Origin of the sequence: Domibacillus robiginosus (assembly GCF_000966195.1) — a bacterium.
Classification (GTDB): Bacteria; Bacillota; Bacilli; order Bacillales; family Domibacillaceae; genus Domibacillus; species Domibacillus robiginosus.
In genome coordinates, this window is sequence record NZ_LAHL01000006.1 from 1 (window position 1) to 21,395 (window position 21,395).

25 protein-coding genes are annotated in these 21,395 nt (G+C 37.5%); 15 read left to right on the forward strand and 10 right to left on the reverse strand.

All coding sequences use genetic code 11. The features are described from left to right. Nucleotides 1-229: 229 nt before the first annotated feature. Together VP97_RS04310 and VP97_RS04315 are read left to right on the forward strand one after the other, a co-directional pair. Nucleotides 230-568: a PadR family transcriptional regulator gene (locus VP97_RS04310; RefSeq protein ID WP_050180462.1), complete on the forward strand. Its 339-nt coding sequence runs from the start codon at nt 230-232 to the stop codon at nt 566-568. Next, entirely contained in the window at nt 568-1,122 is a 555-nt protein-coding gene (locus VP97_RS04315) for a DUF2812 domain-containing protein (protein ID WP_050180463.1), read from the forward strand. Before VP97_RS04310 ends, VP97_RS04315 begins: the two co-directional genes overlap by 1 nt. 228 nt (nt 1,123-1,350) lie before the next feature. On the opposite strand, the gene VP97_RS04320 is transcribed toward VP97_RS04315, so the two are convergent. The 3 genes from VP97_RS04320 to VP97_RS04330 are packed head-to-tail and all read right to left on the reverse strand — an operon-like array spanning nt 1,351 to nt 3,171. Further along, on the reverse strand, nt 1,351-2,178 hold the full coding sequence (locus tag VP97_RS04320) for an undecaprenyl-diphosphate phosphatase (protein ID WP_050180464.1): 828 nt from the start codon (nt 2,176-2,178) through the stop codon (nt 1,351-1,353). A 30-nt stretch (nt 2,179-2,208) separates the two neighbouring features. Further along, entirely contained in the window at nt 2,209-2,844 is a 636-nt protein-coding gene (locus VP97_RS04325; protein WP_050180465.1) for a hypothetical protein, read from the reverse strand. A gap of 12 nt (nt 2,845-2,856) precedes the next feature. Beyond that, nucleotides 2,857-3,171 (reverse strand): PadR family transcriptional regulator, encoded by a 315-nt coding sequence (locus tag VP97_RS04330; protein WP_050180466.1) that lies wholly within the window; start codon nt 3,169-3,171, stop codon nt 2,857-2,859. Between the two features lie 412 nt (nt 3,172-3,583). On the opposite strand from VP97_RS04330, the gene VP97_RS04335 reads away from it, so the two are divergent. The 4 genes from VP97_RS04335 to VP97_RS04350 all read left to right on the forward strand — a co-directional run bounded on the left by VP97_RS04335 (nt 3,584) and on the right by VP97_RS04350 (nt 7,972). Next, the gene (locus VP97_RS04335; RefSeq protein ID WP_050180467.1) at nt 3,584-4,324 is read left to right on the forward strand and encodes a class I SAM-dependent methyltransferase; all 741 of its coding nucleotides are present in this window, start codon (nt 3,584-3,586) and stop codon (nt 4,322-4,324) included. A gap of 459 nt (nt 4,325-4,783) precedes the next feature. After that, nucleotides 4,784-6,418 (forward strand): ribosomal protection-like ABC-F family protein, encoded by a 1,635-nt coding sequence (gene abc-f / locus VP97_RS04340; protein ID WP_050180468.1) that lies wholly within the window; start codon nt 4,784-4,786, stop codon nt 6,416-6,418. A gap of 315 nt (nt 6,419-6,733) precedes the next feature. Further along, nucleotides 6,734-7,294, forward strand: coding sequence for a DUF2238 domain-containing protein (locus VP97_RS04345; RefSeq protein WP_050180469.1), 561 nt, complete (start codon nt 6,734-6,736; stop codon nt 7,292-7,294). A 126-nt stretch (nt 7,295-7,420) separates the two neighbouring features. Next, nucleotides 7,421-7,972 (forward strand): hypothetical protein, encoded by a 552-nt coding sequence (locus tag VP97_RS04350; protein ID WP_050180470.1) that lies wholly within the window; start codon nt 7,421-7,423, stop codon nt 7,970-7,972. 366 nt (nt 7,973-8,338) lie between these two features. On the opposite strand, the gene VP97_RS04355 is transcribed toward VP97_RS04350, so the two are convergent. Beyond that, the gene (locus VP97_RS04355; protein ID WP_050180471.1) at nt 8,339-9,649 is read right to left on the reverse strand and encodes a sensor histidine kinase; all 1,311 of its coding nucleotides are present in this window, start codon (nt 9,647-9,649) and stop codon (nt 8,339-8,341) included. Nucleotides 9,650-10,189: 540 nt separating this feature from the next. On the opposite strand from VP97_RS04355, the gene VP97_RS04360 reads away from it, so the two are divergent. From VP97_RS04360 to VP97_RS23680, 8 genes are all read left to right on the forward strand, one after another. Then, nucleotides 10,190-10,558, forward strand: coding sequence for a hypothetical protein (locus tag VP97_RS04360; protein ID WP_082220224.1), 369 nt, complete (start codon nt 10,190-10,192; stop codon nt 10,556-10,558). A 218-nt stretch (nt 10,559-10,776) separates the two neighbouring features. Continuing rightward, nucleotides 10,777-10,980 carry a hypothetical protein gene (locus VP97_RS04365; RefSeq protein ID WP_050180472.1) on the forward strand — a complete coding sequence of 68 codons (204 nt, stop codon included), beginning with the start codon at nt 10,777-10,779 and terminating at the stop codon, nt 10,978-10,980. Nucleotides 10,981-11,347: 367 nt separating this feature from the next. Then, complete coding sequence (locus VP97_RS04370) at nt 11,348-11,770, forward strand: Rrf2 family transcriptional regulator (RefSeq protein WP_050180473.1); 423 nt, start codon at nt 11,348-11,350, stop codon at nt 11,768-11,770. A 71-nt stretch (nt 11,771-11,841) separates the two neighbouring features. Next, nucleotides 11,842-12,744 carry an NAD(P)/FAD-dependent oxidoreductase gene (locus tag VP97_RS04375; protein WP_050180474.1) on the forward strand — a complete coding sequence of 301 codons (903 nt, stop codon included), beginning with the start codon at nt 11,842-11,844 and terminating at the stop codon, nt 12,742-12,744. Between the two features lie 106 nt (nt 12,745-12,850). Further along, entirely contained in the window at nt 12,851-13,642 is a 792-nt protein-coding gene (locus VP97_RS04380) for a phosphotransferase (protein ID WP_050180475.1), read from the forward strand. Between the two features lie 574 nt (nt 13,643-14,216). Then, on the forward strand, nt 14,217-15,464 hold the full coding sequence (locus tag VP97_RS04385) for a two-component system sensor histidine kinase NtrB (protein ID WP_050180476.1): 1,248 nt from the start codon (nt 14,217-14,219) through the stop codon (nt 15,462-15,464). Nucleotides 15,465-16,122: 658 nt separating this feature from the next. Next, nucleotides 16,123-16,443, forward strand: a complete 321-nt coding sequence (locus VP97_RS04390; RefSeq protein WP_050180477.1) for an IDEAL domain-containing protein — start codon at nt 16,123-16,125, stop codon at nt 16,441-16,443. 245 nt (nt 16,444-16,688) lie between these two features. Beyond that, nucleotides 16,689-16,865: a DUF3954 domain-containing protein gene (locus tag VP97_RS23680; RefSeq protein ID WP_156153408.1), complete on the forward strand. Its 177-nt coding sequence runs from the start codon at nt 16,689-16,691 to the stop codon at nt 16,863-16,865. 304 nt (nt 16,866-17,169) lie between these two features. On the opposite strand, the gene VP97_RS04395 is transcribed toward VP97_RS23680, so the two are convergent. The 5 genes from VP97_RS04395 to VP97_RS04415 all read right to left on the reverse strand — a co-directional run bounded on the left by VP97_RS04395 (nt 17,170) and on the right by VP97_RS04415 (nt 19,234). After that, the gene (locus VP97_RS04395) at nt 17,170-17,418 is read right to left on the reverse strand and encodes a DUF6241 domain-containing protein (RefSeq protein ID WP_050180478.1); all 249 of its coding nucleotides are present in this window, start codon (nt 17,416-17,418) and stop codon (nt 17,170-17,172) included. Further along, entirely contained in the window at nt 17,419-17,742 is a 324-nt protein-coding gene (locus VP97_RS04400) for a hypothetical protein (RefSeq protein ID WP_050180479.1), read from the reverse strand. It lies immediately after the preceding gene. 193 nt (nt 17,743-17,935) lie between these two features. Then, on the reverse strand, nt 17,936-18,250 hold the full coding sequence (locus VP97_RS04405; protein WP_050180480.1) for a DMT family transporter: 315 nt from the start codon (nt 18,248-18,250) through the stop codon (nt 17,936-17,938). Continuing rightward, a complete protein-coding gene (locus VP97_RS04410; RefSeq protein ID WP_281175075.1) occupies nt 18,250-18,594 on the reverse strand; it encodes a DMT family transporter in 345 nt (114 codons plus the stop codon). Before VP97_RS04410 ends, VP97_RS04405 begins: the two co-directional genes overlap by 1 nt. Nucleotides 18,595-18,655: 61 nt before the next feature. After that, complete coding sequence (locus VP97_RS04415) at nt 18,656-19,234, reverse strand: TetR/AcrR family transcriptional regulator (RefSeq protein WP_172656735.1); 579 nt, start codon at nt 19,232-19,234, stop codon at nt 18,656-18,658. 401 nt (nt 19,235-19,635) lie between these two features. Between VP97_RS04415 and VP97_RS04420 the strand changes: the two genes are divergently transcribed. Continuing rightward, nucleotides 19,636-19,929, forward strand: coding sequence for a chorismate mutase (locus tag VP97_RS04420; RefSeq protein ID WP_050180482.1), 294 nt, complete (start codon nt 19,636-19,638; stop codon nt 19,927-19,929). 160 nt (nt 19,930-20,089) lie between these two features. Here the strand turns inward: VP97_RS04420 and VP97_RS04425 are convergent, their stop codons facing one another. Then, nucleotides 20,090-21,064 (reverse strand): S-layer homology domain-containing protein, encoded by a 975-nt coding sequence (locus VP97_RS04425; protein ID WP_050180483.1) that lies wholly within the window; start codon nt 21,062-21,064, stop codon nt 20,090-20,092. Nucleotides 21,065-21,395 lie beyond the last annotated feature (331 nt).

Below are 21,395 nucleotides of genomic sequence, written 5' to 3' on the forward strand. Positions count from 1 at the left end.
AGGACGCCGCCAGGCAAACGCAGAGAGGACAGCGAAAGCTGTTCTTTTTTTTGTTATGATCGTTTTTACAGGAAAACTCGCTCAAATTACTTGGGCGGGTTTTATTTATGTACTTAAAATTTGTAAATAAAAATGAATAAACGTATTTCTGTTGACAAATATATCATTAAACGATATATTTTATTTAATAATATATCATTAAATGATATATAGGAATGAAGGTGATAAAATGGCAAGAAATGATGCTCTTGAAACAGGCGAACTAACCGATACATCCTATTACATCTTGCTTTCATTACTGGAAGCGCAGCATGGCTACTTAATTATGAAGAACATTGAAGAAATGACCAATCAGCAATTTACTATCGGCCCGGCCTCCATGTATACAACAATTAAAAAACTATTAGCTGCAGGAATGATTGAGCAGTTAGAAGAAGAAAAGGATAAACGTAAAACATACATTGCTACAAAGAAAGGTGTGGACCTGCTCAAAAAAGATGTTCAACGTCGTCAGGAGATGCTTCTTCATGCAAAAACAATTTTTGAACAGAGAGGGGAAAATCTGTAATGAAAAAAACGAAGTACATGGGAAGTGGCGGGTTAGCATTTGACGAAGAACAGGATATGACCAGGCTTGAAAAGATGGCTCGTAAAGGCTGGATGTTTGATCGCTTTGCTTTCATGGGTTATAAGCTAAAAAAAGCACAGCCTCAAGAAATACAATATTCATTGGATTACCGTAAGAATGCGGACAGTGATTATTTCGCCTACTTTAAAGAAGCAGGCTGGTCACACGTTGCTTCTTCAGCAAATTATATACACTTATTTAGCGCTCCTCCTGGTACAGTACCTATTTACTCAGACAAGGAAACCATGATCGATAAGTATGAAAACGAAAAAATAATGATGAGAAAAGGCGCTTTTGTAATGCTTCTTGTAACTTTGTTATGCATGGCAGCCATTTACTTTACAAATAACACGACTTTGTTTAGTGGAATCCAAGGATTAGTAGAGGGTGCATTAAATATTGTGCTTTGTATTTCACTGATTGGACTCATTTTTACGGGAATGCCGTACGTCGGCTATTTATATCGAGTGAATAAGCTTAAAAAGATTAAATAAACTAGGTATTTAAAAAAAGACCTTCTAAATTGATATAGTTCAGAAGGTCTTTTATGCCTATCTTTTTTCAATTTGAATCAAGCAAAAGCTTGATGTGCTCTTTTGGAACACACTAGCAAAGGCTAAATGCTTTAACGGTGTATAACATGGTTTTCGCTTGGAGTAATAGTTATTTGAAAGCATTTTATAGCCGCGCCATACTTCAAAGAAATAAAACAACGAAGCTGATTAAAAATAGATGATATAAATAAGCGCTGCTAATGCAATTCGATAAATAGCGAAGGGGATCAATTGTACACGATTGATTAGTTTTAAAAAAAACTTAATGGAGACTAATGCAAAGAAAAAAGCACTTACAAAACCAACGATAAAAAACGGAATAGCGTCCACCGTAAAATACTGCCATTTACTTAATAATGATAAAAAGCTGGCACCCGCCATGATGGGCACTGCCATAATAAATGTAAAATCAGCGGCCGCCCGGTGGCTCATGCCAAGTAAAACACCACCTGAAATAGTAGAACCAGATCGAGAAAATCCTGGCCACAATGATAAACATTGAATAAGTCCGACGTAAAATGCCTGCTTATAGGTAATTTGGTCAACAGTATCGACTTTGACTGTGCTCTTACGTTTGCTTATTAAGTCAGCTGCAATCATTAAAAAAGCACCAATTACGAGACCAATCAGAACCGTTTTTAAAGAAAAAAGGTGTTCATCAATGTAATCTTCAAACAATACGCCTAAAACCCCGGCAGGCAGCAGACCGACTATGATATGGGTTAAACGCAGCTTTCCAGAGAAGCTTTGTGTTTCTTTTTTTAATCCCAATAAATCGACGAATCGATTTCGAAAAACCACGACAACGGCTAAAATAGAACCCAATTGAATAACAATTTTAAATGTATTCGCCACTTTTTCATCTAAAAAATCCTTGGAACGAAGCCACATGTCATCAACAATAATCATATGGCCGGTAGAAGAAACCGGCGCAAACTCAGTCAATCCCTCTACAACGCCTAAAACGAGGGCGCTAAATAACTCCCATATATTCATTGATTCAATCTCCTTATATCTATTGTTCTTTTATTCATCTTTTAATTTTTTGTACAGGATAATATCGACTACCTTATACACGAAGAATAAGCCGGCAAATCCAATCCCGTACGCCAATATCGTATAGGCTCCAGCAAGCAAGAAAAGTGATGAAGAGCTTGTATGAGCCAGCAACAGTATGAAAAAAGCTAAAAAAGCCAAAAATGAAAATCCAATTAAATAATAATGAGCATGCAAATTAAATAGCATCGTATTTTTGGATAAAGCGGAGAATTCTTTAACTTTAAACTGGCTTATCGCTTCTTTTGCTGCATCCTCTTTTGTTTTTCCGTTATTTATTTGATCATGAACATAGTCTTCCAGGTATGCTTGAAGCTCTAATTTTTCTTCATGATCCAGTGCCAGCTGGTCAACGAAAGCAAAGATATCATGATTTTTTTGATATAGGGCGTTGATTCGGATATGTCCAATATAATTTAATGCTCCCCAAAGTGCTGCAAGGATAAATGCTCCGCCATACCCTAATAAAGCCGTTATCTGAACAAATGCTGGGATGAAGTAAAGATCCAGATAAAATGATACACCAAAAATAATAATGGAAATTAGCAATAGCCAGGAGTATTTAATATCGTTTAAACTAAAAGCTTTTGTAACAAAATGCTGCATTCTTAATCCTCCTCAAATAAATCGCTCAATGATGGCCGCCATGTGTCGCCAATCGTGAATGAATGTTTGTAACAGGTCCTTTCCTTCTGCTGTAATCGCATAATATTTTCTCCTTCCTCCGTGGCTTTGATTGCCCCAATAAGCGGATATGGCTTTTTGCTTTTCCAGTCGTTTTAAGGAAAGATAAAGAGTTGCTTCCTGTATCTCAAATTCACCTTCTGTTCTTTCTTTAATAGCTTTTGAAATCTCATATCCATAACTATCCATTTCCTGAAGTATAGAAAGAATGAGAAGGTCAATAGTTCCTTTGAGCATTTCTTTATTCAAATTCAACCCTCCTACATTACTTAAAATCATTAAGTACTTAACAATAATGAATAATAAATGATATTACTTAACATTGCAAGGTATTATATTGATGTTTAAATGAATACAAGGGAAGAACTTGCTTAAGAGTGCTGTTAAACTAAAGGAATGAGAAAAATGAACAAAAATATTGCTGTTTTACAAGTTTGGTTAAAGTAAAGGAATTCTTTGAAATGGGGTGAAGAGAATGCTTTCTATACTGTTCGAAGTAAATTGTTTTCGAGCTGGAGAAAACGTGTACCAGCCATCGAGGGAGAAATCAGCTCTTTAAAAACCAGACGTGAAAACAGTGCAGGCAGTTATTTTTAATTTTGGGATAAAGTCAATATAAAGTGACTTTTCTGTTTATATTTGAGAGGGGTGCTTTCTTAAAATGAATGAATTAGATTTTTACGATAAAGTTGGCAAAACAAATGGATGGAATTTTAGCCAGTTACAAGTTATAACTGAAGGGATTGAGTGGGATTTTTACGAAGAAGTAACGAAAAGATGTAGAAGGTCTGATATCCTTTTAGATGTCGGCACAGGCGGAGGAGAAAATGTATTAAAAATTGCTTCTTCATTGCTTTTCCTGGTGGGAATTGATTTATCGGGTGAAATGATAGGGACAGCTCAATCAAATCTTAAAAATTCAAACGTCTCAAACGTTCGATTTTCCGAAATGTCTGCTGCTCATTTGCAATTTCCTGATGGTTTTTTTGATGTTGTTTCAAGCTGCCATGCACCGTTTGTCTCGGCTGAAATAGCCAGAGTATTAAAAAAAGGGGGGACTTTTCTAACACAGCAAGTCAGTGAAGAAGATAAAGTAAATATAAAAACAGCCTTCGGACGGGGCCAATCCTTCGGAGAATTGGATGGAATGTTAAAAGAAAAATATATAAAGGAACTGAAAGAAGCAGGTTTTACTAAAGTTCAATCTTTTGCATACCGTGCTACAGAGTATTATCAAAGGCCAGAAGATCTTATATTCTTACTAAAACATACACCGATTATTCCTGATTTTGGACAGTGCGAGAAAGACCTGGATATTTTGAATGATTTTATTCAATGTAACATAACAGAAAAAGGCATCCGCACCAATTGTGATCGGTTCCTCATCATAGCTAATAAGTGACTTATTCTCTTTTGATCAGTAGGTGCCTTTATTGAAAATTGAGGATTCAAAGCAAACGTTCTTTATTTCCTGATGCTTCATTATAGTAAAGATATTGCTTGATCACACGGCTGATAAATTGATGAAGTAAAAAAAGCAGTGAGTTTTTGTCCAAACAGTGATTGAGAAAAACAGGGCTTAGGTTATTTCCTTTTGTTTTATAGAGAAGGTTATGCTACAATCGTATGTAATTCATATGTAGAAAGGAATGATGGGTGGACGATGATTAACTAATCTTATTTTTCGAATTTGAAACGGCATATTTCAAATCATCAAAAAATAGGATTAGTCTGCCCATCTTCAATACGTTATACAGCTATTTTTGAAAATAGCTTATTTCATCATGCAAAGGTACGGCTAATCCTTCCAACTAACTGGGAGGATTTTTTGTTCTCCCTTTAAAAGAGAGGGTACGTTTATATGAAAGAATTATTAAAATTAAGCAATATGAGCTACGAAGCAGGTGATATGAACATTTTTGAACAAGCAGATGCGGTTGTTCAAAAAAAGGATGTGATTGGTTTAATTGGCAAAAACGGTGCGGGCAAATCCACTTTACTGCATCTAATCAACCGTGACTTAACCCCAACAGTAGGACATATAGAATGGCTGCAGCCAAATCTGAAAATGGTAATGGTTGAACAAGAAGCTGAATCACATTCGTCTGAAGATAAAACGCTTAATGAGGTCAGGTTACGGGAAAAATGGAGTGTGCCAGAGCAGGATTACGCGCATTTAAGCGGCGGGGAAAAATTGAAAGCCCGACTTGCACAGGGATTTTCAAAAGATGCAGACCTTTTATTATTGGATGAACCGACAAACCATCTCGATGAACAAAGTATCAAATTTCTCATCAGTCAGATAAAACAATATAAAGGCACTATTATTTTGGTTTCACACGATCGTCATTTTCTCAATAATGTAACCACCAAAATATGGTCAATTGAAGGGAAAAAGCTTATCGAACATAAAGGTAATTACTCTAGTTACATGGCGGTCCGCAAACAGAAAAGACTGACCCAGCAAGGAGAGTATGAAAAGCAGCAAAAAATGGTTAAACGGATCGAAGACCAGATGAACAATCTGACTTCCTGGTCCCAAAAAGCCCACGCCCAATCTACAAAGCAGGAAGGCTTCAAAGAACATTACCGCACAAAAGCAAAGCGAATGGACACACAGGTAAAATCAAAACAAAAGCGTCTGGAAAGGGAGCTCCAAAGAACAAAAGTTGAACCGGTTGAGCCTGAATATACGGTTCAATTTTCCATTAAGAACAATAACAGGACAGGAAAACGTTTTTTAGAAATCAAAAATGTAACAAAGACTTTTAACGGCCGAACACTGTTTAAAAACGTCCATTTTACGATTCAGCATGGTGAAAAAGTATCAATCATAGGTCCGAATGGCAGCGGAAAAACAACATTATTGAACATAATGCTTGGAGAGGAAACGGCTGAAGGCGATGTATGGATATCACCGTCTGCAAATGTTGGTTATTTGACTCAGGAAGTATTCGATTTACCGCTTGACCAAACACCAGAGCAGCTTTTTGTCCAGGAAACATTCGAGGCGAGAGGAAAAGTACAAACCTTGATGAAGCATTTAGGATTTGCTGCTTCTCAATGGACGGAGCCTATTCAAAATATGAGTATGGGTGAGCGTGTAAAATGTAAGTTAATGAAGTATATACTGGAAGAAAAAGATGTGCTTGTTTTAGATGAACCAACGAATCACCTGGACTTGCCTTCACGTGAACAACTGGAAGATACGTTAGCCCAGTACAATGGAACGCTCATTATTGTTTCCCATGATCGGCATTTTATTGAAAAAACGACAAGCAGTAAACTTGTTATAGCGAATCGGACTATTCAAAAACAATTGGATAAATCGCAGCTTAACAAAGATGATTCAGACGAAAAGCGATTAAAGCTTGAAACAGAAAGACAAGAAGTTTTAGGGAAGCTGAGCTTCATGAACTCACATGATGCAGCATACACAGAACTTGATCAGAGATTCAAGGAACTGACGAAGCAAATAAAGGAGCTTTTGGAATGAAACGGTCTCAGAGACGTTAAAAACTGTACCTGTATGTGGATACTGTAAAGTATTATGATATGAAAGCCTGAAATACAATTGGCACCTCCAGCTCGTAACGGCTGGAGGTGCTTTATTTATCTACTTCTAAAGATAGAAAGGAAAAAGCTCGATAAAGAATTTTGTATTAGGACGCACAAAGCCAGAAATAAACGGAGCGGGATTTGGTGCGGAGAAATGTTCAATTGTTCGGCGCAGCGAATAACTGCTTTCGCCATCGAGTGGAGCTGATCTTTTTCGGACATACTAATAAAAACTCTGTTAAAGGGTGATGGTATGAAAAAGAAGGTTATTTTATTTTTAAGTATAACGTTTGTTACCGTAATGGTCGCTGTGTTTATTAGAGATTTGATGAATGGGAATTCTTCTACCTGGCCGGATGCACTTGGCAGGACTTTATTCAGTGTACTGCCTATTTCACTTTTATTTTTAAAGAAAATCCCTTTTAATCTGCCGTTGATTATTGGCTACTATCTTTTGTTATTTTGTACGTTCTTTCTAGGCGCCATCCTGAAATTTTATGATCGTTTTCATTGGTGGGATACAGCACTTCATTTTTTTGGAAGTGCTTATACGGCCTTTGTCGGTATCGCGATTTACAACATTCTTCTGCCAAATAGGTTAGATAAAGAAATCTCACGCTGGATGATCTTTTTGTTTGTTTGGTCCTTCGCGGTGACGTTCAGTGTTCTATGGGAAAGTGCTGAATTTGCCGGGGGAGTTATGGGTGTTATGGAAGAAGACAGTAATAGGGATACGATGACGGATATGCTGACAGGTGCAGCGGGCGCCATTATCGTCGCTTGTTATGCGGCTCTTCAAAAAAGGGCTGGCTGAATTACTGCTAATCATGACCCGTACGAAAAAATAAGAGGCTAATTATTATTGAGCGAACGAGGCAGAAGAGTTTAATCAGGCTATGTTAAAATAAGGTATAGATATGTAGCCGGGAGCTGATTAAAAATGGATGCACAGGTTCAACGTTATTTTAAAGATGTAGAATCAAAAAACAAAGAAATCCAGTACGAGGCTTATAAAAACATATTAACTGAAACAGAAAAGGAAGTATCATGGGCATACGAAGTATGGGATCAATTAGTAGAGGAACTGACCAGTCGTAATCCACATAAAAGATCACGTGCAGCACAGTTTCTTGCTCATTTAGCCGTAAGTGATCCGGAAAAAAGAATGATAAAGGACTTTTCAAAGTTATGGAAGGTAACGAAAGATCCGAAATTTGTTACTGCAAGGCATAGTTTGCAATCCATTTGGCGAGTAGGTCTGGCTGGAGATGAACAGCAAGAATTAATACTTCATCACGTTACAGACCGTTTTATCGACTGCGTGGATGAAAAAAATTACACGTTAATCCGATATGACCTTATTCAGGGTCTTAAACACTTATATGATAAAGTGCAGAGGAAACAAATAAAACAAATAGCGCTTGATTTAATAGCAAGGGAAGAAGATAGTAAATATCAAAAGAAATATGCAATGCTGTGGCGGAATACATAAAATGAACTATTAGTGCTTGCAGCATTATATGCAAAAACGATGAATATCTCCTTTGCTTGCTCAACAGACGTATTCATTAGCTGACCAAGGAACCGCCTCAAGGACCTCGCAAGGTTCTTTTTTTTATTGAAAAATCAACATTATTGCTTGGCTGCTTTAAAAAATTGCTTAAGCAGACGTCATGAAAATAACAAGCATCTTTTGCGACGGCAGATCTCTGCTACAAAATAAGTATACAAAAAGCTCATGATCATTTAGTTAATAACCATGAGCCACTTATTTAACGTATAAAATGAACCATCAAAAGGTATTAGCGTTATTCGAAACGTATACTTAATCAGGGAAAGCTCTTTTAAATCAACCTCGTCAGCGAGAGAATTCTTTAATCTTTACCTGCTCAGTGGAAGACTGGGAAGGATCAACTAATGGAAAGAGGATTGTAAAACAAGTGCCTTTTCCTGGTTTGCTGTCCACTTTAATTTCACCCATCATCGCTTTTACAATGCTGAAAACCACCATTGTTCCAAGCCCTGTACCGTTTACTTTTGTTGAAAAATAAGGGGTGCCCAGACGTTCGATTTGTTCCTCTGTCATACCAACCCCTGTATCTGCTACGGTCATCGATACTTTACCGTCCACCTCCTGTAATGTAATGATTAATTTCCCGCCATGAGGCATTGCTTCAATGCTGTTTTTAAGAAGGTTTGTAACGCATTGGTGAAATTTTTCTCGTTCACCGGCGACATGTATAGCTCCTGTTTTCTGAAGCTCAATATCTATGAGGTTCGTTAAAGCAAGAGGCATAACAGTTTCTATAATACTATCAAGTTCCTTATTCAATTCCAGCATCTCTATATTTTCCAATGAAGGAGTCGCAAAAGTAAGGTAATCCCCAATAATTGACGCAGCTTTATCCAATTCTTCAAGCGAAATAGAGATATAAAGGTTTTTTTCTTCAACTGTCAGGTTGTGATCGCCCAATAACTGAATAAATCCTCTGGTAGCTGTAAGTGGATTTCTGACTTCGTGTGAAATGGTTGCAGCCACTTCGCTGACGGATTTTAACTTTTCGAATTTTCTAACTTCTAAGGAAAGAGCCATGTCACTTCTCGCTCTTTCGATAAATTTAACAAACAGTAAAATCACAAGAATTTGAAGATAGATAAACACAACAAAAAACAGCAGATTTTTTAAACTCATGATGTCTGAATGAAATAAACTGAGTGAGGCTCCTGTAAATAACGCTGAAAGAAAAGCAACTTCCATTACACAACGCATTTTTTGAGTTAAGTTAACCGATTTTTCAAAGCGAGGAATCATAAACCATAGAGAAGTAAGCAATAGGGCACCGCCTGCTAAATTGGTATAAAAGCCAGAACTGCCCAGACCTAAACGACAAGTAATTAAAACAAGAAACAAAAGAAGAGCTATTCTGCGACCACCGTAAAAAGCACCGACGATAAAGGGCACATAACGCATATCGATGACCTGATCAGGACCTAGGGGAATAGAAAATGTCATACACAACACAATGGAACTTCCAGAGGCGAGAAAAATCAAAAGCTTATTGGTTAATTGGTGAATCTTTTTTTCAATGAATTTAAGATAGACAAAGAAAAAAATAAAAATAAAAAATAGATTTAACAATAAGATTTGAAGATCAGGGAATACGTTCATCACTTCTTTTACTCCTTCCTACTGCTGCTCATCAGTTTATGTATATGATAGAAAACGGCTGCTTCTTAAAATAAAAAGATATACAGCTGTGTGCCAACATTTCTCTTTTATTATCCTACAAAATAAGTAATAGTCCTACATTTTCCTTGCGTCAAATTACGACAAAAGCAGCGGTGGAAAAGTAGAATATTGTTTCATTTTAATGTTTATCTATACATCGCCTATGCTGCTATGCGGAAGCAGTGAATGGAAGGCATAGTTGTCGCATAAATAAGCGCTGTATAGAGAGGGCTCCCAAGAAAATTGTATATTTGTTTAAAAACACAGTATACGTTGGTAAAGATAAAAGAAATGACCGGCTTGCGCTGAAAAGTGAAAAAGAAGAAGCTGCTTTTCTTTTTAGCGCAAACATATTGGGGTTAGTACGCCTATTATACGGTATTAAATATGCGAGATGAGTCTCCTATCGATCATATTCTGGGTCTGATTTGATGAGTTCACGGTGTAAAGGAATGAAATTTGAATGGAGGAGGAAGTAGAATGATTGAGAGCTATCAAGATTACATGAACCGTTCTGAAGCAGCGTATAAGGCTGAAAAAGAAATTATAGCGGACAAGCTGAAAGAAGGGATTAATGGTCTTGAATGGCTTGTTTTAAACACACTCGTGGATGAGAGAAGGAGTCATTCATTAAAGAAATGGACTGAATCAGTCATCGTAAGGATGTGCGGCAAAGAACCGTTAGAATTGTTTATGGAGGCTGTACATCTTGATCCAACTGCTTTTTATGATCGCTACAAGTTAAATTGGTACGTTACCTTTGACGAGGCCCTGACTTATTTATCACTTTTAAGAGACCGTGATTACGACCGCTATTTTGACGTCTTGCAGGAGTTTTATAAAAAGTGAGAAGCCGTATTGGTAATGTAACTCAGGATGTATATAATAAGTGGCTTCGACTGTTATACGGTCCAATTCCGGCTTGGAGATCTGGCAAAAACAAAAAAGAGAGTCGGTGGCATACTGTTCGATTTATTCCGCAGGCATGAACAAAGCTGGCATTGGTAAAACTACGTTATAAATAAAATCGTATACGGCTATTTTAAAATGTAAAAGGAGTTAAAGAAATGACAAACAAAGAAAAGTCTTTATCTAGAATGGTTAATAAAACGGTAGAAAAAATACGCAATCCTAATGCCGATCCCCAGGAGAACTATTTAGAACCAGAAAAAGATGAGCCGAGCGATACGTTTCTATCTGCAGATGCAAAAGAGCTAGAGCCCGTCAAGCCATCATTAAATGAAATCAACGAACGCAGGCATAAGCAATGAGAAAGCAACATATACGTTATCCGGATTGATTTGATAAAAGAAATGGAACAACTATCGAGAACAAGATCACTATTCGTACAGAAGGGGCAATGCCACAAGTACGGTTAAACGTAATAACCTAAATTGTTACGCAAGTATTGAGCTGCGCTGCCAGATAAAAAGAAGGAAGAGGAAGTCTTATGGTTAATCATAGGGCTTCTTCATGATTATAATGAAGCAATAAAAAGGCACTGATACCAAAGCCAGCCTTTGGCCACGTAGGATACTCAATTGTTAGGTAAGAAAAATTTGTGTTTTTTGGCAGCTTGATTTACAATCAATTACAGATATTAAAAGTCTTTAATGGTTTTAATTATGAGGTGCATTGATGAAGTATTCAAAGGCAACCAATTATGCACTCCATACAATGGTGCATTTAACGCTGGAACCAAAGGGTCAAACAGTAAGTGTAGAGCAGCTGGCGTCCATGCAGGATTTGTCTCCGACGTACTTGTCGAAGATTTTGACAAAGCTAGTGAAAGCTGGATTAATCGAATCAGTGCCAGGAGCAAAGGGCGGTTACAGTATTTCACGCCGCGCGCAGGATATTTCATTTCTAGATGTGATTGAAGCGGTGGAGGGTCAGTCGGTGCTGTTCAATTGCGTATTTGATCATAACGAAAGCGAGTGTTTAATTGAGCGGGTGATGATCGAGGCGGAGAGCAACATGAAGAAAGAGCTGGCCGGCCGAACGATCCAGAGCATTGCGGAGCAGACAGGAAAACGACATTGCCAGGAGACAAAAAAATAAAAATAAATTTTTTTACACCAATTAAAGACATTAAAGGTCTTTAATAGATTTTATAAAAAGGAGTGTATCATATGTTGGATTGTGTCATTATTGGTGGAGGACCTGCAGGGCTAAATGCCGCGCTGATTATGGGGCGTGCTGGCCGGCAAACGATTTTGTTTGATGAAGATAAACCACGTAACCGGGTGACGCAGGAGTCGCACGGGTTTATCACACAGGACGGGATAAAGCCATCGGAGTTCAAGAAGCGGGCCAGAACGGATGTCGGAAAGTATCCGTCTGTCTCTATTAAAGAGGAGCGGGTGGAGACCGTTGAACAAACTGGTCGTGTGTTCCGAATTCAAACGAAAGGCGGAGCAGAATACGTGGCGAAAAAGGTGCTTCTTGCAACAGGTCTTCAGGATATTTTACCAGAGATTCCGGGCATTCAGAATGTATACGGAACGAGTGTTTTCAGCTGTCCGTTTTGTGACGGATGGGAAATGCGAGGGCAGGCACTGGCGGTGATTGCGGAAAATGAACGGGCTTTTCATATGGGAAAACTGCTGTCAAATTGGAGCCGTGATGTAATGGTCTTTACGAATGGCTACCGGGTCCCTAATGAGGACAAGGCTATCCTGGCCCGGCAGGACGTGGTAGTCGTGGAAGAAAAGGTTGCAGCTCTTAGATCAAACGGAGGACAGCTAACGTCGATCCAGCTGCAAACCGGTCAGGAAATCGAGAGGGAGGCAGGAATTGTGATGACCGGTCTGGTACAGTCGGCTCCTTTCGCGGAACAGCTCGGCTGCGAACTTACCCCAAACGGCGGAATTAAAGTAGATTCATTTGGGCGAACAACGGTCGAAGGAGTATATGCATGTGGAGATACATCACTCAGCACGCCTTCTCAGCTGGTGATTGCGGCGGCGGAGGGCAATAAGGCAGCGGCTGGCGTCATTATGGATTTAGTTGAAACAGCATTTCTTTTGCCATAAATCATCGTATTTTAGCAAAAGTGCACGTAAAACATAAGGAGCAATTTGGTGAAGAAACAGTTCTTTAGATGGATTATTGAAAGTCATATTAAGGAGAGACACTTGGGTGCCAAATTATGAAAACGAGGAAATATTAACAGGAGGAAATGTCACTAATGTTTATCGTGTGGAGGATACTGTTCGACGCGAATTAAAGCCGGAGAGTTCCAGCATTCATAAGCTATTAAAGCATTTAGAGGACAAAGATTTCAATTATGCACCGAAGTTTTTAGGAATTGATGAGCAGGGAAGAGAAATGCTGTCTTTCATTGAAGGGGAAGCCGGTCAATATCCTTTAAAAGGGTACATGTGGTCAAATGATGTTTTAAAAGAAATAGCGAAGATGCTCCGTCTTTATCATGAAGCCGTAAGTGATTTTCCATTAGTAAATGAGTTTAAACCAATCGATCATACTCCACAAACAGTGGAGGTATTATGTCATAATGACTTTGCTATATACAACATTATCTTTAACCAGCAAAAACCGGTCGGTATCATTGACTTTGATGTTGCTGGACCTGGTCCAAGAATTTGGGATATAGCTTATACACTGTATACATGTTTGCCATTAAGCAGGTTTTATCTTTCCGAAACAGCACAGAAGGTTCATTATGATCCTTCGCGACATGCCAGTCTCATAAAGAAACGATTAACATTGTTTTTTGAAACCTACGGTGAAGAAATGCCACAGAATTTTTGGGAAATGGTAGTGCTGCGACTAGAAGGGCTATGTAAGACGATCATAAGGAAAGCGAATGAAGGAGATTCGGCATTTCAGAAAATGATGGATGAAGGTCATCTCACACATTATCAAAATGATATTACATTCATTCGAAAACATGGAAAAGAGTGGATTTAAGAAAAAGTTTTGTTGATTCAACGAGGGCTTTTGTTGGATAAAGAAGAAAGCAGAACGACCAAACTATTTATAAAGAGCCTGCCATTCAACCGAACCAAAAAACATGCTTGAATATTTTTAAACTGAACCTCGAATGAGATCACTTTTTTTAAGTGTCTACCATTCGGGGTTCTGTTCACTGTTCTGCTGGTATGGCTTTTACTTTAGGACATTGCTTATTTTTTTATCATTCGCAAACCCATCCGTCTTTATCACGATCATGCTTTGAATTATGAGTAGGGAACACCATCCGGGTACTTTTTGTGCAGGCATTTTAAAGCAAAAAGATGTTTCCACTAAAAGCCTCACTCAAACTTCTTCCAGCTATATAAAATGAGTTTTTATCAGTAAAGTTATCTATAGCAAAATACGTTATAATATAGTATTTTTGTTTTTATGTGGTCCCTTTTTTGAATGAAAACGTTTAAAATGGTTAAAATAATAAGCAGTATCTATCATTTATACTGTCGCCGTTAAATGATAAATAATTCTTCAGTTTACCCATCAAAAGGGGTTGAGAAGTGGAGTGAAACATGTGTCTAAGTATAAAGGAAACTTCAGTAAACTTGAGTCAATCCAAGAAGAATTAGAGCTGTATAAACGATTAGTCACAGAGCTCCCTGTGGATATAGATTATATTGATGAAAAAACAAATATCAGAATTTCTAAAAACAAAAATGACAGATCTATTGTTATGGAAGAAGTGAATGTAAAAGATGCCGAAAAAAGCGATTTAGTTTATCCGTCCATTGGATATAAGTTTGAACAGTTAGAAACGTTCTTACAACCACTTCTAGATGTAGTACCCCATCACATTGTTTTTATTGATAAGGATGGAATTATCACACTTTGTAATGCACAAACGTTAATTGATTTAAATGAAACGAAAGAAAATGTAATTGGTAAGAATATTTCTCACTTGTTAAAAATAGATGAGAAGGATATTAAACTGCTAGAAACATTGAATACTGGGAAAGAATTTTATAATGTAGAGATTTTAGACTCGAACTATGGAATTATCAATACGAGGATAATATATGATGATAATGGCAATGTATTGAGGGTCGTTGGTTTCTTCCATTTTTTAAACCATTTAAAAGAAGCAGAAAAGATGAATATGATCGGGCAAATATCAGCAAGTATTGCTCATGAAGTTAGAAATCCATTAACAACGGTACGCGGATATTTGCAGCTAGTGGGACAAGGAGAGTTGGAGGTGGACCCTAACTTATTTCGTACACTGTTAATACCAGAGTTAGACCGGGCAAATAAAATTATAAACGACTTCTTAATGGTTTCGAAGTCATCACCGATAACGAAGGAGCCCAAGCTAGTAAGTGATTTAGCAGCGCATTTTAAAAGGCTTTTGGACAGTGAAGCTCTTCTTAAAAAAGTGGAGCTAGTTGTAAACGTTAGTGAGGATGTAAAAGGTACACTTATTCTTGTAAATCAAAGTGAACTCATTCAAGTATTTGTAAATCTATTTAATAACGCAGTGGAATCCAAAGGAAACAATGACCTGGAGGTTAGTTTAGTTTGCACGAAGAACAAGAATCATATTATTTTTCAATTCAAGGATAATGGGATTGGAATAGAGGACCAACAATTAAAGTATATTTTTGATCCTTTTTTCTCCACAAAGGATACCGGAACCGGATTGGGGTTATCGCTTTCAAAAAAGATTATTGAGTTGCATGGAGGGACCCTTTCTGTTTCTAGCACTCCGCATAAAGGAACCGTTTTTACGATTAAAATTCCGACTTATAATATAAGAAAAAGCTAAATAAAAACAGAGATTGTCCGGGGATGATCAGATTGTTGGATAGCATGAGTCAAAGCTGGAGAGATAATGAATCCAGCTTTGTTTTTTATTATGACTTTGTTTATTAGAACTTCCCATACCTATCGTATTTTCCTCAAGTGATCTTTCGGTGCTTCTTCGAAGAACAATTTAAAAAAAGCTTATTAAAGACCTTCCAGCTCCTAAAAAGATACATTGGGAGAACAAAGAGGCCTGCCAAGGGAAGGTAAATAAAACGTAGCAATATAACCGTGATTTTCATAAAGAGCAATTCTTCATTCGAATTTTATTAATGTTAGATGTCTAATTTTCGGCAATACATAAAAATATTTCAATAAAAATTCAAATTGTAAAAAATATACAATGAATATTAATTATATGGAACTGGAACTCTTAGTATTTTTACTTAACATGTCGTTTAAAAGCTACATGTAGAGATGTATATATTAGCAAATATTAAACATATGTTGAGATGTTTTCCCATACACTGATTTAAAAATTTAAAGATCGTTAAGCCTGAAGCAGAAATTGTAACGGAAGAGATCGTGCCGGACCAGGTACTTTTAAAAGGAATTTTCGGCGACCTAGAAGAGTGGCGGTTCTTCAGACAGATAAAACTTTTCTAAAGGGAGTGGAGAAGTTGCGATTTTTAGAAGGAGATTGGGTCATCGCAGATGTCAATGGAAAATACAGCAAAACAGTCGGTTATGTAACGAAAGTGGGTTATTCGGACAGACACATTCAGGTTAAGCAAATAATCCAGGTCACAAACAACCAATGGGAATGGATTAAGCCAAAGGTGAGGTCATATATGCCGGTTCAACTGGTATCAGCCGTTGAGTTGTTTAATCAATATCAGGACAAAACAACACTTATTGATTTAGCACTTCAGACAAAAGACAAGAAATGGTTTGAAGAATTGACGGGAGAAAAGCAAAAATGGCATGCCGTAGAACAGTAATTGAGCAGCAGTAGATACTGGAATATTTAAAACTGGCGAAGCGGCGATAGAGATTTGCATAAAAAAGCAGCCAGGTATGAGGGACCTGACTGTCCACAAGATTAAGCGTTATTGGAGTTGGGTTTGGGTAGTAGCTGTATCATTATGGTCCACTAGATAACATTTTATACAAAAAAGCCGAGGAAGCTCCCCAGCTTTTTAAGATAGTATCGACGAGTTTGTTGTAACAGACTGGAGGCCCTCTTGTGGAGGTGAAAAAGCCTACTGCTGAGATTAATTTAATGAAAAAAGCCGTACACGTGGTTAAGGGCGGTAAGCTGCACGAAGTCGTCAAACCAGGGAGTGGGCAGGGTAATCAGATTATCAACTGGCGGGGGAACAAGCCCCGTCACACTAAATTGGAGATGGATATTAGATTTTAAAGAAAAAATCACAGAAACAATTGTAGGAAAAGCAGATCAAGATACAAGCGCTTTTGGAATCGGCTATGAAGGAACTAGTATCGCCGGTCTCTCAGATAACCCACAATTCTCTATGCATAAAAATATATGCACAATGCTTCCACACTTTGTGAATCCATCCTAGTGGGAGTTTGAATGAATATAGTATAAAAACCCTTCAGATATTAAAAGTGAACACAACATAAAGGAAGTATGCTGCATTTTTTGAAAAATATAAAAAAAGTAAGCTGCGAAAAGCTCGTAGCTTACTTGTCTTGATCAACTATTAATTGAAAAAGTGCGAGATATATTCTTGTTCTTCAGCTTCGCTTTTCTTTGTTATCTTGTCACCAGTATAAAGACCATTATTATAAAGACCTAAAAGGATTTCGATTTCTATTGTTATATTAGAGAAATCTTCGGCCATCCATCTATTTAAGATACTTTCGTAATCATAACCATCAGTCCTATTGTTTTTAGAAATAGTAATGGAGTCAAGGCTTTGATGTAAGTACATTATATTCTCTTTTGTCATTTAAATACGCTTTATACTGCTTCCATCAATGCCGCGAGGGGTGAATGTCTCATCGCCAAAGTTAACCTTTTGCAAAGACATATATTCCATGATGGATTTTAAAGCATCCTCATCTTTTATTTCCCCAATTTCTTTCGCAGATTTAGCAATATCATTAGCGCTAACCGTGTACTCAACGATTTCTGGGTTTGATTCTTTTGTTTCTGTCGCTGCCACTGCCACTGCCACTTTATCGTCATCATATGTAAGGGCAAAGTAAGTTCCTAATGTTCCGGATGCTGCTATTGATAATCCGAGCACACCGTAAGCTATTTTATTTTTCATAAAAAGCTCCTTTAAATTATTATTATCAGCCTGATAAATTCATTTTTAAAAAATATTCCTATTTTGTTAAATTGAGTATAGCATATTTTTTGTTATTATTCTTACTTCTCCAATGTTTTGAGTAATTCAAAATTACATAAATGGATAAAGACTGAGATCTTTTTTGATTCGGCGTCATATATAACTCCAAAAGTTAAGAAACTGCTTTTAGCCCGATGACTCCGATAATGATGGCTCCCATACTGACAATCCGGGATATATCTTTTGACTCTCCGAAGAACAGAATATTCACCGACACAGCTCCTACAGTACCGACCCCTACCCATACAGCGTAGGCAACGCTCAACTGAAGATATTGAAATGAGTTATACAATAAAATAAACGATAGCCCAAATCCCCCAATATATAAAATGAAATTTTTCCAACCCTTTTTGTTGCTGAATAGACGCAGCCCGATTACACCGGTGATCTCAGCAATAGATGCAGCCAGTACAAATAACCAACCCATTATGTACGTCCTCCTTGCTTAGCTTCCGGGTGCTGATCAGAAAGTTTTAGCCCAATCACGCCGGCCACTAAAATCAGCATAAAGAAAATTTTAGCAGCATCAATTTCTCCCTTAAAGAGAACATAATCCATTAAGGCAGTTCCCAATGTGCCTATACCTGCAAATATGGCATAGACGGTGCCAGCAGGCAGGTTTTCACAGGCTTTTGAAAGAAAATAAAAATCAATACTGATAACTCCGGCAATCAATAGCCAATGCCACCAGGCGAAAGCAATATTGAACCCCATTAACCAAAGGAGCTCCATCAAGCAAGTTAACATTACATAGATCCATTCTTTTTTCACCTTTTAAACTCCTTTTTGACTGATTGTCAGTCATTTTTATAGAAAGAAAAAGTCTCATAAATTAGCGAGGCAATATGAGGGCATGGTGCATAAACTGCAATAATTCTTTTTTTTGCAAGTTAATTTCCTCTTCTTGACAATCATCATAAAGATATAATTGTTCAGAGGTAGTTTCTATGAGCGCAATCATCAATTTTGCAGTTCGTTCCACATTTATAGTGGGGCGAATATTTTGAAGCTGCTGTGCCTGTCTTAAAAATTCTGCCATCCATTTGTAATAGGGGGCGTAAATGTCTTCCCATTGTTTGATATACTCTGTTTGAGCGAGTCCCGCGTAAAGCAAAGCAACCAAATCTCTTTTTTCATCCGTCAGCGTAAAAACAGCATTGACTAGTTGTTCTAGTTGACGCTCAAACGCTTGATTTTGGTCGATTTTCTCTTCCAGCGTTTGAAGGATCTCACCTACTATAAATGAAGCGATATCCGGCATAACAGCCAGCCGGGAAGGGAAATATAGGTAGAAGGTTCCTTGAGCAATACCAGCTCGTCGAACAATGTCCGACACCTTGCTTTTTTCAACGCCTTTTTCCTGAAACACTTGAATAGCTGATTGGATGATCTTTTCTTTCTTGTCCATCAACACACTTCCTCGTAATGAATATTAAAAATTTAATTTATTAAATATAATCCAATTATGACTGACTGTCAATCATTTCTATGCATTTTATGTATAAATAACAGTACATCTAATTTAATTTCCAGGAGTATAAAAGAAATGAATAAAAAACATTAGATTAAAGATTAAGAAGGGTGAGCGTTTGCGACAACAAAACAAGAAGGAAAAGCCGGGCAAAATCCGAAGATCGTCACTTTAAAACAAGAAAGTCGCCTGTTTAAGCTAATGTCATATTAGGCGAAAAAACCGTCTGGAGGGTTATTTCGGAAAGAAGATGATGAGATGGACTTTCTGCCAGATTTTTTGTTTATAGTAGATCGTTACTGTCATAATATTTTTTAAAAGGAAAAGTGAGGGTTATATGGATGAGGAAGTGTGTAAGCATATCTGAAGTAAGAGAAAGCATCGATCAACTGGATGATCAAATTGTAAAATTGATAAGTGAGAGAAGTAGATACGTTGAACAAACTGCAAAGTTTAAAAAAGATACCGATGATGTTAAAGCACCAAAAAGGGTAGAAGCAGTAATTGAAAAAGTAAGAAATCTTGCGAGTGAAAATAATGTGAACCTTGATATTATTGAGGAAGTATATCGCACAATGATTTTATGTTTTATTAATCATGAATTAGTGCAGCATTCCAAGCTACATAGTAAATAACAAAGACCAAATATTTAAATTTTAGAGGTTGTTTTTTAAAGGTAGATGCAGCCTATCATGCAATTTTGTTGCATTTATAAAGAACCTGGCTATTTTTAGCTCTTGGTTCTTTTTTAATTAAAGCGTATCCACAGCCTTTGAGACTGCGGATACGCTTTAATTAATATACTTTGATATTTTTAATCGCTTTTTCCAGGCGGTCATGAATTTGCATATATGCACGTGATTCACGGGTATTATTGTAAGACGGATAATAAGGATCTTCGCTCTGGCTCTGGTAACAGTAATAATAGCCGTTCGCCTTTTTAATCAGATAAAAAGGAGCGCTGTCATAGTATCCGTACCAGAGGGAGGCCGGAATAATATGAATGGACCCGGCGAACGGCTCATATCCCAGGTAAGAAGGATTGTCGTAAAAGAAGCTGACGGAAAAGATATCATCTTCGGCCGATCCCATTCCGTCTTCAAAAACAACTTTTGATGACATATAGTTCGGCAGTTCAATGCTAAACCTGTATTCCTGATTTGAAAATGTGAATGTTTTGTAGTCATTATTCATCGCTTTGGCCAGAAAAACAGAAAACTGCGCGCGCGTCAGGGTGGCGGAAGGTCTGAATGTACCATCCGGATAACCAAGAGTAATGTTGTGTTCCGCGAGAGCAGAAATATATGGACTTGCCCAGTAGCTAGCGGAAACATCTTTAAACCCGGCTTGTTTTGTGGATTTCAGTTTGAATCCCGATACAATCATTCTAGCCATTAGTTCGCGTGACATTGGTTCATTTGGTTTTAAGTATGTACTCTTTGGAAAAAGGCCTTCATCCATTACAGCTGCTGCGTATAGATAACCGTTGTTCATTTTTGACAGATCTTTAAATCCCGGATCCGGACGGTTTGACAGATCCAAATTCAGCGCCCGTGCCATCAAAATCATTGCCTGCAGCCTTGTTACGGATGCCTGAGGACGAAAGGATCCGTCGTTAAAACCACTGATGACTTTTTTTCCTGTTAAATATGTAATCTCATCTACAGCCCAGTGCTCACGACCGGCATCTTTGAAAGCGGCAGAAGCAAAGCTCGAACCGGTTAAAAAGAGACACAGAGTCAGAATCAGACTTACTACGTTTTTAATCATAAATAGTTTCCTCCTCAAATTAAAACAAGGTCTATTTTATCATACAAAATACTTTTTTTGGTTATAAATCCAATTAAATCATTTGAGGTTTAAAACAGGATTATTCCTGTATCCGCCTGTAAGGCTGCACTATAGGCCGACCATCCCAAGCATGTTATTCAACTTTTCCTGTTTCTCTGTCTGCGCATAAATAAAAGCGACCACCAGCTCGTTATATACATTTATAAGCTTCGAGAGGCTTATTCTTCACAAATAGCCAGATAGGCGCTGTTCAGCTCGATCTAAAGCTGCTTGAGCTTTACCACGCAGCTTTCTTCTGTTCTGGATTTGT